This is a genomic window from Methylocystis sp. IM3 (assembly GCF_038070105.1).
GTDB lineage: Bacteria > Pseudomonadota > Alphaproteobacteria > Rhizobiales > Beijerinckiaceae > Methylocystis.
In genome coordinates, this window is record NZ_JBBPBZ010000002.1 from 3,019,997 (window position 1) to 3,035,503 (window position 15,507).

Annotated in this window: 13 protein-coding genes; 4 read left to right on the plus strand and 9 right to left on the minus strand. The window is 66.8% G+C overall.

All coding sequences use genetic code 11. The annotated features are described in order from the left end of the window. Positions 1 to 15: 15 nt before the first annotated feature. Together pth and WOC76_RS16700 are read right to left on the minus strand one after the other, a co-directional pair. Positions 16 to 621: an aminoacyl-tRNA hydrolase gene (gene pth / locus WOC76_RS16695; RefSeq protein WP_341105269.1), complete on the minus strand. Its 606-nt coding sequence runs from the start codon at positions 619 to 621 to the stop codon at positions 16 to 18. 60 nt (positions 622 to 681) lie between these two features. Next, entirely contained in the window at positions 682 to 1,296 is a 615-nt protein-coding gene (locus tag WOC76_RS16700; protein WP_341389068.1) for a 50S ribosomal protein L25/general stress protein Ctc, read from the minus strand. Positions 1,297 to 1,529: 233 nt separating this feature from the next. On the opposite strand from WOC76_RS16700, the gene WOC76_RS16705 reads away from it, so the two are divergent. From WOC76_RS16705 to WOC76_RS16720, 4 genes are all read left to right on the plus strand, one after another. Then, positions 1,530 to 2,747 carry a beta-ketoacyl-[acyl-carrier-protein] synthase family protein gene (locus WOC76_RS16705; protein ID WP_341105267.1) on the plus strand — a complete coding sequence of 406 codons (1,218 nt, stop codon included), beginning with the start codon at positions 1,530 to 1,532 and terminating at the stop codon, positions 2,745 to 2,747. An 80-nt stretch (positions 2,748 to 2,827) separates the two neighbouring features. Then, positions 2,828 to 3,016, plus strand: coding sequence for a hypothetical protein (locus tag WOC76_RS16710; protein ID WP_341105266.1), 189 nt, complete (start codon positions 2,828 to 2,830; stop codon positions 3,014 to 3,016). Further along, positions 3,016 to 4,311 (plus strand): UDP-N-acetylglucosamine 1-carboxyvinyltransferase, encoded by a 1,296-nt coding sequence (murA, locus tag WOC76_RS16715; protein ID WP_341105265.1) that lies wholly within the window; start codon positions 3,016 to 3,018, stop codon positions 4,309 to 4,311. The genes WOC76_RS16710 and murA overlap by 1 nt, the downstream gene beginning before the upstream one ends. Before the next feature lie 102 nt (positions 4,312 to 4,413). Then, complete coding sequence (locus tag WOC76_RS16720) at positions 4,414 to 5,232, plus strand: hypothetical protein (RefSeq protein WP_341431507.1); 819 nt, start codon at positions 4,414 to 4,416, stop codon at positions 5,230 to 5,232. Between the two features lie 64 nt (positions 5,233 to 5,296). On the opposite strand, the gene WOC76_RS16725 is transcribed toward WOC76_RS16720, so the two are convergent. The 7 genes from WOC76_RS16725 to sucD all read right to left on the minus strand — a co-directional run bounded on the left by WOC76_RS16725 (position 5,297) and on the right by sucD (position 15,505). Beyond that, on the minus strand, positions 5,297 to 6,511 hold the full coding sequence (locus WOC76_RS16725; protein WP_341105261.1) for an LL-diaminopimelate aminotransferase: 1,215 nt from the start codon (positions 6,509 to 6,511) through the stop codon (positions 5,297 to 5,299). 103 nt (positions 6,512 to 6,614) lie between these two features. Continuing rightward, on the minus strand, positions 6,615 to 7,901 hold the full coding sequence (locus tag WOC76_RS16730) for an MFS transporter (protein WP_341105260.1): 1,287 nt from the start codon (positions 7,899 to 7,901) through the stop codon (positions 6,615 to 6,617). Between the two features lie 245 nt (positions 7,902 to 8,146). Further along, positions 8,147 to 8,998, minus strand: a complete 852-nt coding sequence (locus WOC76_RS16735; RefSeq protein WP_341105259.1) for an NADPH-dependent oxidoreductase — start codon at positions 8,996 to 8,998, stop codon at positions 8,147 to 8,149. 137 nt (positions 8,999 to 9,135) lie between these two features. Continuing rightward, positions 9,136 to 10,509, minus strand: a complete 1,374-nt coding sequence (locus tag WOC76_RS16740) for a glycerate kinase type-2 family protein (RefSeq protein WP_341105258.1) — start codon at positions 10,507 to 10,509, stop codon at positions 9,136 to 9,138. 160 nt (positions 10,510 to 10,669) lie between these two features. Then, positions 10,670 to 11,644 (minus strand): HpcH/HpaI aldolase/citrate lyase family protein, encoded by a 975-nt coding sequence (locus tag WOC76_RS16745; protein ID WP_341105257.1) that lies wholly within the window; start codon positions 11,642 to 11,644, stop codon positions 10,670 to 10,672. 80 nt (positions 11,645 to 11,724) lie between these two features. Continuing rightward, positions 11,725 to 14,469: a phosphoenolpyruvate carboxylase gene (locus WOC76_RS16750; RefSeq protein ID WP_341105255.1), complete on the minus strand. Its 2,745-nt coding sequence runs from the start codon at positions 14,467 to 14,469 to the stop codon at positions 11,725 to 11,727. 148 nt (positions 14,470 to 14,617) lie between these two features. Next, positions 14,618 to 15,505 (minus strand): succinate--CoA ligase subunit alpha, encoded by an 888-nt coding sequence (gene sucD, locus WOC76_RS16755; RefSeq protein ID WP_341105254.1) that lies wholly within the window; start codon positions 15,503 to 15,505, stop codon positions 14,618 to 14,620. Positions 15,506 to 15,507 lie beyond the last annotated feature (2 nt).

Here is a 15,507-nt window from a genome sequence, read left to right on the forward strand (position 1 = left end):
CGCCGTTTAGAGAGGTTACTTTTCCCCGACCCGCTTCACGACGTCGAAGCCCTTCGCCTCCATGGCGAGGTGAAGCCTGTTCTGGAGCCCGGCGTCGTCGCCCTTGACGAGAAGCGGCGCATTGTCGGCGAGGGCGTCGCAGAGCGCCTCGACCCAGGGCTCCTCGCTCCTGCCGAAATCATTCAGCACATAGCCGTGCACCAGCGCCTTGTCGCCGGGATGGCCGATGCCCATGCGCACGCGCTTGTAGTCGTTGCCGACATGGGCGGTGATGGAGCGCAGGCCATTGTGGCCCGCGACGCCCCCGCCGATCTTGATTCGGCATTTGGCAGGCGCGAGGTCGAGCTCGTCGTGAAAGACGACGATGTCGCCAACCGGAATCTTGTGGAAGCGCGCGGCCTCGCCGACCGAGCGGCCGCTCTCGTTCATATAGGTTTGCGGCTGGAGCAGCAGAACTTTCTCGCCCGCGATCGTTCCCTCGCTGGCGAGGCCCTGAAAACGCGACCGCGCTTGCGCGAAGCCATGGCGGCGGGCGATGGCCTCGAGAGCCATGAAGCCGATGTTGTGGCGATTTCTGGCGTATTGGCGGCCGGGATTGCCGAGGCCGACGAAGAGCAGCATGACGGCGCCGATCCGTGAAGAAGAACCCTCTCCCGCGCGCGGGAGAGGGTCTCGTCATTCTTACTTCTTCTTTTCCGCAGCGGCTGCGGGGGCCGCCTCTTCGCCGCCGCCAGCCGGCGGGGCGAGGCTCGCCACGGTGAAGTCCTTGTCGGGATTGGTGGGCTTGCAGCCCTCGGGCAACGGGATCGCCGAGATGTGCAGCGAATCGTTGAAGTCCATGCCCGAGAGATCGGCCGTGACCGCCTCGGGAATGGCGTCCGCCGGCACCGTCATTTCGATGGTGTGGTAGACGATGTTGAGCGCGCCGCCGCGCTTGAGGCCGGGCGACTGGTCCTGATTGATGAAGTGGACCGGCACGTTCACCTTGAGGCGCGAACCGGGCTTCAGGCGAAGGAAATCCACGTGGAGCGGGAAGTCGCGCACGACGTCGAGCTGGTAGTCGCGCGGAATGGCGCGCTCCTTCTTGCCGTCGATCTCGAGCTCGAAGATCGTCGTGAGGAAGTGGCCCGCGAAGATCAGCTGGGTCGTCGCCTTCTTGTCGAGCGAAATCGGCAAGGGCGCTTCGCCGCCGCCATACAGTACTGCTGGAATACGGCCCTCACGGCGAACGCTGCGGGCGGCCCCCTTGCCGGTCCCGCTGCGCACCGTGGCCGCGAGCGTCTTCATCTCGGCCATGTCGGTGTCCTTTCAAAAAAGAAAAAGCGCCGCTCGCCTCCAGGGGTGTCGGAAACGCAGGCGCCGAGCGCGAGCTTATAGGGGACAGGGCCGGGCGAGGCAAGGCGGCGCGTCGGCGCTGGAACGCATGACCCCGCTTGCGTTTCGAGGCCCCGCGCCTTTAACAGGAGTATTGAGAGAATTCTTGATTGGGCGGCGCCCGCCGCGATGGTTCTTGCGAGGGGACGAACCGTATGACGACAAAGCTTTCTTCCCGCAGGGTCGTCATCACGGGCATGGGCGCCGTCTCGGCGGCGGGCGTCGGCGCGGCGCCCCTCTGGGCCGCGGCGAAGGGCGGCGTCTCCTGCATCCGGCCGCTGACGCTCGCGCGCCCCTATCCGGGGCGCATCAAGATCGCGGCGCAGGTTCCCGACTTCGACCCGGCCGGGCATATCGAGCCGGAGCTCCTGCCCTATTGCGATCCCTTCACCCAGTATTCGATCGTCGCCGCTGACGAGGCGCTGGCGCAGGCGGGCTTTGCGCGCAAGGAGGTCGGCGGCGCGCGCACGGCGGTCGTCATCGGCACGGGCATCGGCGGCGCCACAACCATCGACGACACCTCCTACAGCGAATATGCGGAGGGCAAGCGCCCCGACACGCTTGCGGTGCCGCGCCTGATCCCGAGCGCCGCGCCGACGACGCTCGGCATGCGCTACGGCGCCAAGGGGCCGACCTTCGCCCTCGCCTCGGCCTGCTCCTCGGCGACCCAGGCGATCGGCGAGGCCTTCGAAATGCTGCGCGCCGGCCGCGCCGACCGCGCCATTGCCGGCGGCGCGGAGGCCTGCGTGACGAATGGCTCGATGCGCGCCTGGGAGGCGCTGCGCGTGCTCACCCCCGATCTCTGTCGGCCCTTTTCGGCCCGGCGCAACGGCATGACGCTCGGCGAGGGCGCCGCGGTCTTCATCCTCGAGACTCTTGAGACCGCCCTCGCCCGGGGCGCGACGCCGCTGTGCGAACTCGCGGGCTATGGCACGACGAGCGACGCCTTCGATCCGCTGCGCGCCGATGTCGAAGGTCCGGCGCGCTGCATGCGGCTCGCGCTGGAGAGCGCCGGACTTGCGCCCTCGGCCGTCGATTACCTCAACGCCCACGGCACCGCGACCTACGCCAACGACATTACCGAATCCGAAGCGATGCGCGCGGTCTTCGGCGACAGGCCGCCTCCCGTTTCCTCCACTAAGCCCATTCACGGCCATGCGCTCGGGGCGAGCGGGGGGCTCGAACTCACCGTGACGATCAACGCGCTGCGCGAGCAGATTGCCCCGCCGACGATCAACTTCGTCGAGTCCGACCCCAAATGCCCGGTCGACGCGATCCCCAACGAGGCCCGCAAAATGCCGATCCGCGTGGCGCTCTCCAACTCCTTCGCCTTTGGCGGGATCAATGCGACGCTCGTCGTGCGGGCGCTTTGAGAGCGGAAGGCGCCCGCGCTTGCCACCCCTGCCGCGACGCCCTAGGAAGACGCTCACGCTCTATCCCGGTTGACGAGGCGATGACGGAACGAGGACAGGAGCCCCCTCCCGCCGCAAAAGCGTCGGATTCGGGCGAGAAACCTTCAAAGACGGCGGGAAAGAAAAACGCGGCCGCGCTTTCGGCTGCGCTGCGGGCCAATCTGGCGCGCCGCAAGGTCCGTGAACGGGCGCTGCGGGCCGCCGCGCAGAAAGACGACAGCGAGGCGTAATGGACAAGATCAGGATTGTCGGCGGCGCGCCGCTCAACGGCGTCATCCCCATTTCCGGCGCCAAGAACGCCGCCCTGCCGCTGATGATCGCCTCGCTGCTCACCAGGGAGACGCTGACGCTCGAAAACATGCCGCTGCTTGCGGATGTGACGCAACTCGAGCGCATTCTGGGCAATCACGGCGTCGACTGCACCATCTCCGGCAAGCGCCGGGGCGATACGGAGAACGCCGGCCGCACGGTTCATTTCACCGCCCGCGAGATCGTCGATACGACCGCCCCCTATGAGCTCGTCTCGCGGATGCGCGCGAGCTTCTGGGTCTTCGCGCCCCTCCTCGCCCGCATGGGCGAATGCCGCGTCTCGCTTCCCGGCGGCTGCGCCATCGGCACGCGGCCCGTCGATCTCCTGCTGATGGCGCTCCAAAAACTCGGCGCCCGGATCGAGATCGAAAATGGCTATGTCGTCGGCTCGGCCAGGGACGGCCTCGTCGGCGGAGAAATCGACTTTCCCAAAGTCACGGTCGGCGGCACCCATACGGCGCTGATGGCGGCTTCGCTCGCGCGGGGGACGACGGTCATCCGCAACGCCGCGCGCGAGCCCGAGATCGTCGATCTCGCCGAATGCCTGCAAAAGATGGGCGCGCGCATCTCCGGCGCCGGCTCGCCCACGATCGAGATCGAGGGCGTCACTTCGCTGTCGGGCGCGCGTCACGCCGTCATGCCCGATCGCATCGAGGCCGGCACCTACGCCATGGCTGTGGCGATGACCGGCGGCGACGTGCTGCTCGCCGGCGCCCGCGCCGATATTTTGCAGGCGGCGCTCGACGCGCTCGTCGCCGCCGGCGCGCATGTGATCGAGACCAATGAGGGCCTGCGCGTCACGCGCAACGGCTCAGGGATTTCGCCTGTCGATATCGTGACGGCGCCCTTCCCGGCTTTCCCCACCGATCTTCAGGCGCAGTTCATGGCGCTGATGACGCGCGCCAAGGGCGTCTCGCGCATCACCGAGACGATCTTCGAGAACCGCTTCATGCATGTGCAGGAGCTTGCGCGGCTCGGCGCCCACATCAAGCTCGATGGCGATACGGCGGTGGTCACGGGCGCCGATCATCTCGACGGCGCGCCGGTGATGGCGACGGATCTGCGCGCCTCGGTGTCGCTCGTGATCGCGGCGCTCGCGGCGCGCGGCGAGACGACGATCAACCGCGTCTATCACCTCGACCGCGGCTTCGAACGCCTCGAAAAGAAACTTTCCGACTGCGGCGCACAGATCGAGCGCATCAGCGGACAGGGGTAGACTCGCCTCTCGACTCGATCTCCCGCGCCTCTGATTTTCGGGCGCGATCAATGCCTACGCTCACATCAGAGCTCGATTCGGAAAGTTGCGCTTCACTCGGACTTGAATTGGCGCCAAGCTCGATGCGCAAAAAACATTTTATGGAATATTGCCATGACCCTTTTTACATGGGCTACGCCTGCTTTCGTATCCGGCGCGCCGGTGGACCACACGTGGGTAACAAGTTACGATAGCAGATTAAATCCGTTTCCTGACATCCAGGCCGTCATCGCCGCGCATGAAGATTTCTGGTACTGCTGGGGCGGCTTTCATTCGCAAGGGCGCGCGCTCGGATCCAGAAACGGCGACCTCAACCTTGCCAGATGCCTCGTCACGCCAAATTCTGACAGCGTCGCTGTCTACGCCGCGCGAGGCACTATATTCACTTACGGCGTCGACGGCGTGTGCCACCAACTCGCCAACCAGGTGCTTTACGCGACAGGCGTAAGCGGCGCCGCGCTTACCGTCGCGGGGGCCAAAGGCTACCCCGTCAGCATTGCAATCTACGGGACCTATGGACTCCAGCATGCTGCATGGCAAAGCAAGATCGCTGGATGCACGGGCGGAGGCCATCCGTTAACCACCGGACCATCGATGACGACTCCCAGCCCCCAGCCAGACGAATTTGCGGCGCAAGTCGGTCAGGTGCTCGGCTCCAAGCTCGACGTCGCGGCGCAACTGCTTCATCTACGCGCTCAGTTTCAAGCGTCAGCTGCGGCTCAAGCGCATTCGTTGGTTCTACCGACCGTTGACGAACTCAATGCGCGAAATCAGAACTTTCTCGATGAAGCGGCGAAGCTTTTGTCGGAAGACGAGTATTTCGACATATTCGGCATCAGGCCGGGCGAGAAGATCAATCTCGTTCTGCCCGCCAAACCTTGAGCGCGTTCCCATGGAGTGCGCACGCTAACCCCGGCAAGCGGTGTGGCGTGCGCGCCGAACGCAATCACCCCCGCGCCGCGAGCGGCACGACATTGTGTAGCTGATCGGCCGTCTCGAAGAAGCGGCGCAGATTGCGCGCGGCCTGGCGGATGCGCTGCTCGTTTTCGACCAGCGCCAGACGCAGATAGCCCTCGCCATTTTCGCCGAAGCCCTCGCCTGGCGCCACGGCGACATCCGCCTTCTCGATGAGGAGCTTGGAGAAATCCAGGCTCGACATGCCGCGGAACCGCTCCGGCACTGGCGCCCAGGCGAACATGGAGGCGGAAGGGGCCGGGATCGGCCAGCCGGCCTGCGCGAAGCTCTCCACCATCACGTCGCGACGCTTCTTGTAGATCGCGCGCATCTCCCGCACGCAATCGTCGGGGCCGTTGAGCGCCGCCGTCGCCGCGACCTGAATGGGCGTGAAGGCGCCGTAATCGAGATAGCTTTTCACGCGCGCAAGCGCCGCGCAGAGCCGCTCATTGCCGACCGCGAAGCCGATGCGCCAGCCCGCCATGGAGAAGGTCTTCGACATGGAGGTGAATTCCACCGTCACGTCGATCGCGCCCGGCACCTGAAGCACGGACGGCGGCGGCGCGTCGTCGAAGAAGACCTCCGCATAGGCGAGGTCCGAGAGAATGAAGATGTCGTGCTTCTTGGCGAAGGCGACGAGGTCCTTGTAGAAATCGAGCGACGCCACTTCCGCCGTCGGATTGGACGGATAGCAGACGATGACGGCGATGGGCTTGGGGATCGAATGGATCATCGCGCGTTCGAGTGCGGCGAAATAGGCCGGGCCCGGCGCCGACGGCACGGAGCGGATGACGCCCCCCGCCATCAGAAAGCCGAAGGCGTGGATCGGATAGGACGGATTGGGCACGAGCACCACGTCGCCCGGCGCGGTGATGGCCTGCGCCATATTGGCGAAGCCTTCCTTGGAGCCGAGCGTCGCGACGACCTGGGTCTCGGGATCGAGCGTGACTCCGAAACGGCGCTGATAATAGCCCGCCTGGGCGCGGCGCAGCCCGGCGATGCCCTTGGAGGCGGAATAACGATCCGTGCGCGGGCGCCCCGCGGTCTCGACGAGCTTCTCGACGACATGCTTCGGCGCCGGGAGATCGGGATTGCCCATCCCCATGTCGATGATGTCGGCGCCGGAGGCGCGCGCCTTGGCCTTCAGGCGGTTCACCTGCTCGAAGACGTAGGGCGGCAGGCGCTTGATCCGATAAAAATCCGACATTTCGATCTTTTCCGATTCAGGAACGGCGATTCTAGAGTGCGCGGCAGAAAAGGGGAAACCGGTTTTTCGAGTGACGCGCTTCTCTCCAAACTCCAACTAGCCGTCAGCGCCGCCGGGGCGCAAGGCGCAGGATGAGCGCCGCCGTCAGCGCCGGCCCCAGAGCGAGAACCAGCAGGGCGTCAGAAAACTCTCCGGTCGCGCCTTTTATAAGGCCGACGAGCCACGGCCCCGCGAAACCCGACAGATTGCCGATGGAATTGATGACCGCGAGCCCCACCACCGCGTCGGCGGGGCCGAGCGCGAGCGTCGAGAAACTCCAGAAAGTCGGCAGCGCGCCGACGGCGCCCACCGCCGCAAGCGTCAGCGCGATCATCGCGACGACGGGCGAGGACGCGAAAGCCGCGCCGGCGAGGCCGAGACTGCCGACGGCGCAGACGATCGCCGTATGCAGCACGGTTTCGCCCCGACGGTCGGAACTCGCGCCCCACAGCCGCATGGCGAGCGCGCCGAAGGCGTAAGGGACCGCCGTCAGGACGCCCGCCGCGAGAAGGCTCGCGCCGAAGCCCCTGACGATCTGCGGCAGCCAGAAGCTCAAGCCGTAGAGCGCCATGACGACGCCGAAATAGGCGACGCCCAGCGTCAGCACGCGGCGGTCGGCGAGCGCGCGCCAGTAGTTTTCATCATGGGCCGGCTCTTCGCGCCCGAGCTCGCCCTCAAGCCAATCGCGCTCGCGGTCGGTGAGCCATTTCGCCTCGACCGGCCGGTCGGGCAGATAAAAGAAACAGACGAACCCGAGGGCGATCGAGGGCAGCGCCTCGATCAGAAAGAGCCAGCGCCAGCCCGAGACGCCCGCGACCCCGTCCATCACGGTGAGGATCACGCCCGAGATCGGCGCGCCGATGGCGCTGCCGAGCGGAACCGCCATCAGGAAGCCCGAGAGCAGGCGCGCCCGTTGCGCGGCCGGAACCCAATAAGTGAGGTAAAGGATGGCGCCCGGCGCGAAGCCGGCCTCCGCCGCGCCGAGCAGCAGCCGCAGCACGACGAAGCTCGTTTCGCTCCACACGAAGGCCGTGGCCGCCGCGACGAGGCCCCAGCTCACCATGATGCGCGCGATCCAGCGGCGCGCGCCGACGCGGTGCATCACATGATTGCTGGGCGCCTCGAAGAGGCAATAAGTGATGAAGAAGATCCCGGCCGCCCAACCGTAAAAGGCTGGCGTGAAGCCCATGTCCTCGTTCATGGTGAGCGCGGCGAAGCCGACGTTCACGCGATCGAGATAGGCGATGAAGAAACCGGCGGTCAGGAGCGGGATCAGCCGCCAGCCGATCTTGGCGACGACGTGCTGGCCGTCGATTTCGGTCCGCGCCGGCCGCTCGAGGGTCTGGGTCACGCGCGCGCCCCATCCGGCCGGCTTGGCTGGCCACCCTTCCCGTAAAAGAGAGGGATGGAGCCGCGGCGCGGTCGCCCATCATCTTCGGACACTTGCGTTTCCACGCCGCATCGCCTCGATGGTGAACCGGGGACGGCAATCCCTCCCCCTTGCGGGGAGGGTGGCGCCGCGCAGCGGCGACGGGTGGGGGACCGCGCCCCGATATCTCGTAAGAAGCCGGAAACTCCCACCCGCGTTTTTCGCCTTCAGCGCAGTTCGAAGCCGAGCGCCTTCAGCGCCGCGCGAATGTGATCGCGGCCGCTCATGGCGTCCGGGCCGCGCACGCGCGAGAGCACCTGCCGGATCCAGCCCTGTTCGGGCAGGCCCTGCTCTTTCTGAAAGTCCTTGAAGACCACGTCGAGCTTTTCGACCGCCTCGCGCTGGGCGTCGCCCCACTGATATTGCTCGCGATGCAGCACGGCCGCTGGACCGAGGCGCGGCTTGACGCCGGCGTTGGCGGCGGGATCCGGCACGCCGACCGTCATGCCGAAGACGGCGAAGACGTTTTGCGGCAGGTTCAACTCCTTGGCCACCTCTTCGGGCTTGTTGCGCATGGCGCCGATATAGCAGCAGCCAAGGCCGAGCGATTCGAGCGCGACGACGGCGTTTTGCGCCGCGAGCGCCGCGTCGACCACGCCGGTCATGAAGATTTCGAGATAAGGGAGCGCCGCCGCCTCGCGGCCCTTGTCCCTGGCGAGGGCGTCGAGCCGCGCGAGGTCGCAGAGCCAGATGAGCAGCAGCTTGCAGTCGCGAATGTGCTTCTGCCCGCCGGCGAGATCGGCGAGGCGGGTCTTGCGCGCCTCGTCCTCGACCGCGACGACGCTCCACACCTGGAGATTGGAGGAGGTCGAGGCCGATTGCGCCGCGGCGACGATGGTCTCCAGCGCGCCCTCGGGCAGCGGCTGGTCGAGATAATTGCGGTGCGAGCGATGGGCGAGGATGAGGTCGAGCGTGTCGTTCCACATCGCGGGCCGGGGCGAATCCTCGCGGCGATAGCGTTCGAACATGGCGGCGGCGGCGCGCGCGTCAAAATTTTCGGGGCTCACGGGCTTGTTCATCTTCTTTTCGGGAATGGTCGGCGCTCGAGCCGTACGTGACTGCGCCGGGCCTCGAAAGCCCGGCGCTTTTCGTCCTCAGTCTAGCAAGCCGGGCGCTTCGGTCCAAGGCCCTTGCGCAGGCGACGCGCGCCGCGCCGTCACCGCGCGAGGCCGAGCCAGCGCAGCAGATTGGAGCCGGACGAAGCCTCCGCGGCTTTCGCGCCGCCGCCGGCTCCCTCGGCGCGACGGCCCTCGCCGACGCGCTTCGGCACCAGGATGGCGCGGAAGTCGTTGACGTTCGTGCGCGTCGGGCCGGTGACGACGAGATCGCCCAGGGCCTCGAAGGCGGTGAAGGCGTCGTTGTTGGCGAAGAGCGCCTTGAGATCGACGCCCTTGGCCTGCGCGCGGGCGAAGCTGTCGGGGAGCATCATGGCGCCGGCGTTGGTCTCGACCCCGTCGATGCCGTCCGTATCGCAGGCGATGGCGGAAATGCCGCCGAAGCCTTCGAGCGCCAGCGTCAGGCCCAGCAGAAATTCGGCGTCGCGGCCGCCCTTGCCATTGCCGCGCACGGTGACCGTCGTCTCGCCGCCCGATATGAGGGCGACGGGCGGCTCGAAGGGCTGGCCGTGATTGGCGATCTGCTTGGCGATGCCGGCGTGCACCAGCGCCACGTCGCGCGACTCTCCTTCGAGATCGCCGAGGATGCAGGGCGTGTAGCCCGCCGCCTTCGCCACGGCGGCGGCGGCGTCGAGCGAGCCCTGCGGCGTCGCGATGAGGATGTTCTCGACCCGCTCGAAGATGGCGTCGCCGGGCTTCGGCGTCTCGCAATCCGGGCTGGAGAGATGTTTGAGCACCGCCGCCGGCGCGTCGATTTTATATTTTGCGATGACGGCGAGCGCGTCCTCGCGCGTCGTCGGATCGGGAACCGTGGGGCCGGAGGCGATGACGGAAAGATCGTCGTTCGGCACGTCGGAGATCATCAGCGCGACGACGCGCGCGGGCGCAGCGGCGCGGGCGAGACGGCCGCCCTTGATCGCGGAGAGATGTTTGCGCACGCAATTCATCTCGGAAATATTGGCGCCGCTCTTCAGAAGCGCCTTGTTGACGGCCTGCTTCTCCTCGAGCGTCACGCCCTCGGCCGGCAAAGCCATCAGCGCCGAACCGCCGCCGGAAATCAGCGCCAGCACGAGATCGTCCTCGGTGAGTCCCTGCACCTTCTGCAGGATGCGCTTCGCCGCCTCGCGGCCGGCGGCGTCCGGCACGGGATGCGAGGCTTCGATCACCTCGATCTGCTTCGTGGGCGCGCCATGTTCGTAGCGGGTGACGACCAGCCCGTCGAGCGGCCCGCCCCTCCAATGTTCCTCGACCGCCGCGGCCATGGAGGCGGCCGCCTTGCCGGCGCCGATGACGACCGTGCGGCCCTTGGGCGGCGCGATCCTGGCCAGATGCTGCGGCAGGCAACGGGACGGATGCGCGGCGCCGACAGCGGCGTCGAACATGGCGCGGAGAAGCTGGCGGTGATCGTCGGACATGGATGGCTTTCTTCCGGAAATGCGCAGGGGTCGCCCCCTCCCTGACCCTCCCCCGCTTTGGGGAGAGGGGACGCTCGCGATCGGCTTTCTTGGCGACGGCCCCGCCCCGCTCCCTCTCCCGCGTGAGCGGGGGAGGGATGGGAAGGGGCCGTCCCGGTCCTTACGAGCCGCTGATGGCGTTGGCCTTCTCGATCAGCGCCTCGGCCATGCGAATCGAGGCGATGTCGATGAGGCGGCCGTCGAGCGACACGGCGCCCTTGCCCTGCTTGGCGGCCTCTTCCATCGCCGCGAGGATGCGGCGGGCCTTGGTCACTTCGGCTTCCGAGGGCGTGTAGACCTCATTGGCCAGCTCGATCTGCGAGGGATGGATCGCCCACTTGCCCTCATAGCCCAGCACCGCGGCGCGCTTGGCGGCGGCCTTGTAGCCTTCCGGATCGTTGAAGTCGCCGAACGGGCCGTCGATCGGACGCAGGCCATAGGCGCGGCAGGCGACCATCATGCGGGTCTGGGCGGCGTGCCACTGATCCATCCAGTAATAATCGCGCTCGCCCTTCTCGTCCTTGTCGGTCAGAACGCCGTAGTCCGGGTTCACGCCGCCGATGACGGTCGTGCGGGCGCGGGTCGAGGCGGCGTAGTCGGCGACGCCGAAGGACATGGCCTCGAGACGCTTCGACGACTGGGCGATCGCTTCGACATTGGCCATGCCGAGCGCGGTCTCGATCAGCACCTCGATGCCGATCTTCTTGGTGCGCTTCTTGTACTGCTCGATCTGCGTGATCATCATGTCGATCGCGTAGACGTCCTGCGGCACGCCGACCTTGGGGATCAGCACCACGTCGAGGCGCGGGCAGTTCTCGAGAACGTCGACCACGTCGCGGTAGCAGTAATGCGTGTCGAGACCATTGATGCGCAGCGTCATGGTCTTCTTGCCCCAATCGATGTCGTTGAGGCCCTGGATGATGTTCTTGCGCGCCTGCTCCTTGTCGTCCGGCGCGACCGCGTCCTCGAGGTCGAGGAACACGACGTCGGCCTTCGACTGGGCGGCCTTTTCGAACATGCCCGGCGCAGAGCCCGGAACGGCCAGCTCGGAGCGGTGCAGGCGCGGCGTGGCCTGTTCGATCAGCGTAAAGCTCATAACGATTTCCTTCCTTCTTCTCTCGTTTCAAAGATGCGCCCGGATCGAAAACAGACCCTCTGAGGCGCGCCAGGATGCATTTAGCCGGTGGCCCCGAGGCCCGCGGCGATGCAGCTGATGGAGATGAGCAGAGGCACTTTCACGTCCTCCTTCACGGTTTCGTCCTGCGCCGAGCGGAAACGGCGCAAAAGCTCGACCTGCTCGCGATTGACCTCGTTGATGACCGAGAGGCGGTGCGTGAGCCGCGCCGCATATTCCTTGAAGCGCTCGGTCAGCTCGCGGTCGCCGGTGACGCGCAGGACCATCTCGCGCGTCAAGGCGTATTCGTCCTCGATGAGCTTGAAGATCTTCTCGCGCACCGCCTCGTCGGCGACGAGGCTGGCGTATTGCCGGGCAATCGGCAGATCGACGAGCGCCAGCGTCTTCTCGACCTCGTCGAGAATGAGCCGGAACAGGCGCGAATCCTCGAACATCCAGCGCAGCAATTCGAGGCCGCGGTCGCCGCGCGCGTCGAGGAAGGCCTTGAGGCCTGAGCCGACGCCATACCAGCCGGTGATCGAATGGCGGTTCTGCGCCCATGCGAAGACCCAGGGGATGGCGCGCAGATCGGCGAGGCTCTTGGCGCCGAAACGGCGCGCCGGCCGCGAGCCGATGTTGAGCAGCGAAATCTCTTCGAGCGGGCTCGCCGCCTGAAAATAAGCGACGAGGTCCGGGTCGGCGACGAGTTCGTCATATTTTCCGAAGGAAGCGGCGGAAATCTCCTCCATCGCCTCGTCGAACTCCTTGCGCGGCACCAGCGCCTCTTCACGCTCCGAGCGCAGCGCATGGGCGAAGACAGACGAAGCCAGAAGCTCCATCTGATAGGCCGCCGTGCCCCGATTGGCGTATTTGAAGGAGACGACCTCGCCCTGTTCGGTGACGCGGAAACGGCCGCGAATCGAGCCCGCCGGCTGCGCCGCGATGGCATGGCCAGTCGGCGCGCCGCCGCGCGAGACCGAGCCGCCGCGGCCGTGGAAGAAGGCGATGGCGACGCCCATCTCCTGCCCGACCTCGGTGAGCCGCGCCTGCGCCTTGAAGAGCTCCCAGTTCGACGACAGGAAGCCGCCATCCTTGTTGGAGTCCGAATAGCCGATCATCACTTCCTGGAGATCGCCCTGGGCCTGCGTGCTGCGGCGAACGACGGGAACGGCCAGAAGGTCGCGCATGATCGCCGGCGCGTCCTGAAGGTCTGAAATCGTCTCGAAAAGCGGCACGATCGGCAAGGTGAGGTGATCGACCCCGGCGGCGTCGGCGAAGAGCCCCGCCTCCTTGGCGAGCAGATAGACGCCGAGAACGTCCGAGGCGGAGGAGGTCATCGACAGGATGAAGCTGCCGAAGGCCTCGCGGTCGAGCCGCGCCCGCATGTCGGCGACGACCTCGAACATTTCGATGACGTCGCGCGTGTCGGGGGTCAGCGTGTCGCGCGGGATCGGCGCGGCGCGCGGGGCGTCGAGCTCACTGAGTAGCCAGGCGCGCCACGCGTCCGACCGCACGTCGGGCGGCGTCTCGCCTTCGGTCTTCAGCCGCCACAATTCCTGCAGGGCCGCGGTGGTGCGCGTCGTGTTCTGGCGGATGTCGAGACGCACGGTGCTGAAGCGGAAGATCTCCACCGCGCGCCGCAGCGGCCGCACGAGATCCGTCGCCAGCGCCTCGCTCTTGGCTTCCATGAGCGCCGCCTCGAGCATCAGCAGATCGCCGATGAGCTTGTCGGCGCTGGTGTAGCGCGGCCCCGAGACGGGCTCGTCATTGGTCGCCGCCAGCGTATTGTCGATCTTGCGCAGGATCGTGGTGACGAACTGGCGATAGGGCTCGTTGTGGTTGCGCTGCGCGATGGCCGCGCCGTCGGAAAGAGCGGCGAGGCGGCGCGTCAGCTCCTCCTTGAAGGCCGGCGGGATGATGGCGGCGCGTTCGCTGATCGACAGCATGCGCACGAGATCGACGACGCGCGTGCGGTAGTAATTGAGGCTCGCGGTCGCGTTCTGGCGCATGGTGCGGCGCGTCACCTCATTGGTGACGAAGGGATTGCCGTCGCGGTCGCCGCCGATCCAGGAGCCGAACTGGAAGAAGGGCGTGACCTCGAATTTCTCGCGCGGATAGTGGCGCTTGAGCGCCCGCTCGAAGGAAGAGAGCAGTTCCGGCGCGAGGTCGAAAATGCTCTCCTGGAAGAAATGCTGGCCCCAGGCGACTTCGTGCTCGACAGTCGGCTTTTCGAGATGCAGTTCGCCCGTCAGCCAGACGAGTTCGACCTGATCGTAAATCGCCTTGACCAGCGCCTCGCGCTCACGGTCCGTCCAGCGGGTGGATTCGAGATCGCGCATCAGCAGATAGATGCGGCGATATTTCTCGAGAATGGAAACGCGCTTCGCCTCGGTCGGGTGGGCGGTGATGACGGGCCGGATGCGCAGCGTCTGCAATTGCGCATGCACGTCGGCCGCGCTCACCCCGGCGCTGGCGGCGCTGGAGAGCACGTAATCGAAGGTGCCGAGCAGCTTGTCGTGGCCCTTCTCGCGCTCGATGCGGCGGCGCCGGCGCATGGCGTAGGCCTGTTCGGCGATGGAGACGAGCTGGAAAAGAATGCCCTGCGCCTGGAGCGCGCGCGCCATCTGACGCGGCGCGAGCCCGGCCCCGGCCTTGTTGTCGCGCACGACCGGCTCGATTTCCGGCATGTGGCGGCGGATGACCGCCAGCAATTGCTCGCGCAGGAAGGCCGACGCTTCCGTGACAGACCGCGTCGCAAAGGCCGACGGGAGGCTGATCGCGCGGCTCGTGTTCTCTGTCTCGGTCATGAAAACTCCCTGCGCGTTCGCAAAGCGCCCCTCGGGCGGCGGGATGGCCGCGCCGGCGCGTTCCCCCTCGCGGAAACGGCGTCGCCGCAGACCCTGCGTGTGAGCCGGCCGGGCGCGCGCGTCGCGCAGGCCCGGCGACGGCGGCGCGTCAGGCGCGTTTCAGCACCTTCGCGACGGTCGTGCCGAACTCCGCCGGATTGGGGGCGACGGTCAGGCCATAGGACTTCATGATCTCGGTCTTCTCGGCCGCGCTGTCGCCGGCCGCCGAAATGATGGCGCCCGCATGGCCCATGCGGCGGCCCTTCGGCGCCGTGAGGCCGGCGACGAAGCCGATCACCGGCTTGGAGAAGTTTTCCTTGATCCAGGCGGCGGCCTCGGCCTCCTGCGGCCCGCCGATCTCGCCGATGATCAGCACGGCCTCGGTCTCCGGGTCCTTGTCGAAGAGAACCAGGTGATCGAGGAAGGACGAGCCGTTGATCGGATCGCCGCCGATGCCGACCGAGGTCGAAATGCCGAGCCCGAGCGCCTTGAGCTGCGAGGCGGCCTCGTAACCGAGCGTGCCCGAGCGTGAGATCAGCCCGACCGGCCCGCGGCTGTAGATGTGCCCCGGCATGATGCCGAGCATGGCCTTGCCGGGCGAGATGATGCCCGCGCAGTTCGGCCCGACCATCATCGGCCGGCGATCCTTGGGGAAGCGCAGGAAATAGCGCTTCACGCGCATCATGTCCTGCGCCGGAATGCCGTCGGTGATGGAGCAGATGAGGCGGATGCCCGCGTCCGCCGCCTCCATGATGGCGTCCGCCGCGAAGGCCGGCGCGACGAAGGTGATCGACGCCTGGGCGCCGGTCTCGCGCACGGCTTCCTTGACCGTGTTGAACACCGGCACGCCGTGATGGGTCTTGCCGCCCTTGCCGGGCGTGACGCCGGCCACGACATTGCTGCCGTAGTCGATCATTTCCTTGGTGTGGAAGCTGCCCTTGTCGCCGGTGATGCCCTGGACGAGGATCGGCGTCTTTTCGTCGATGAGAATGCTCATGA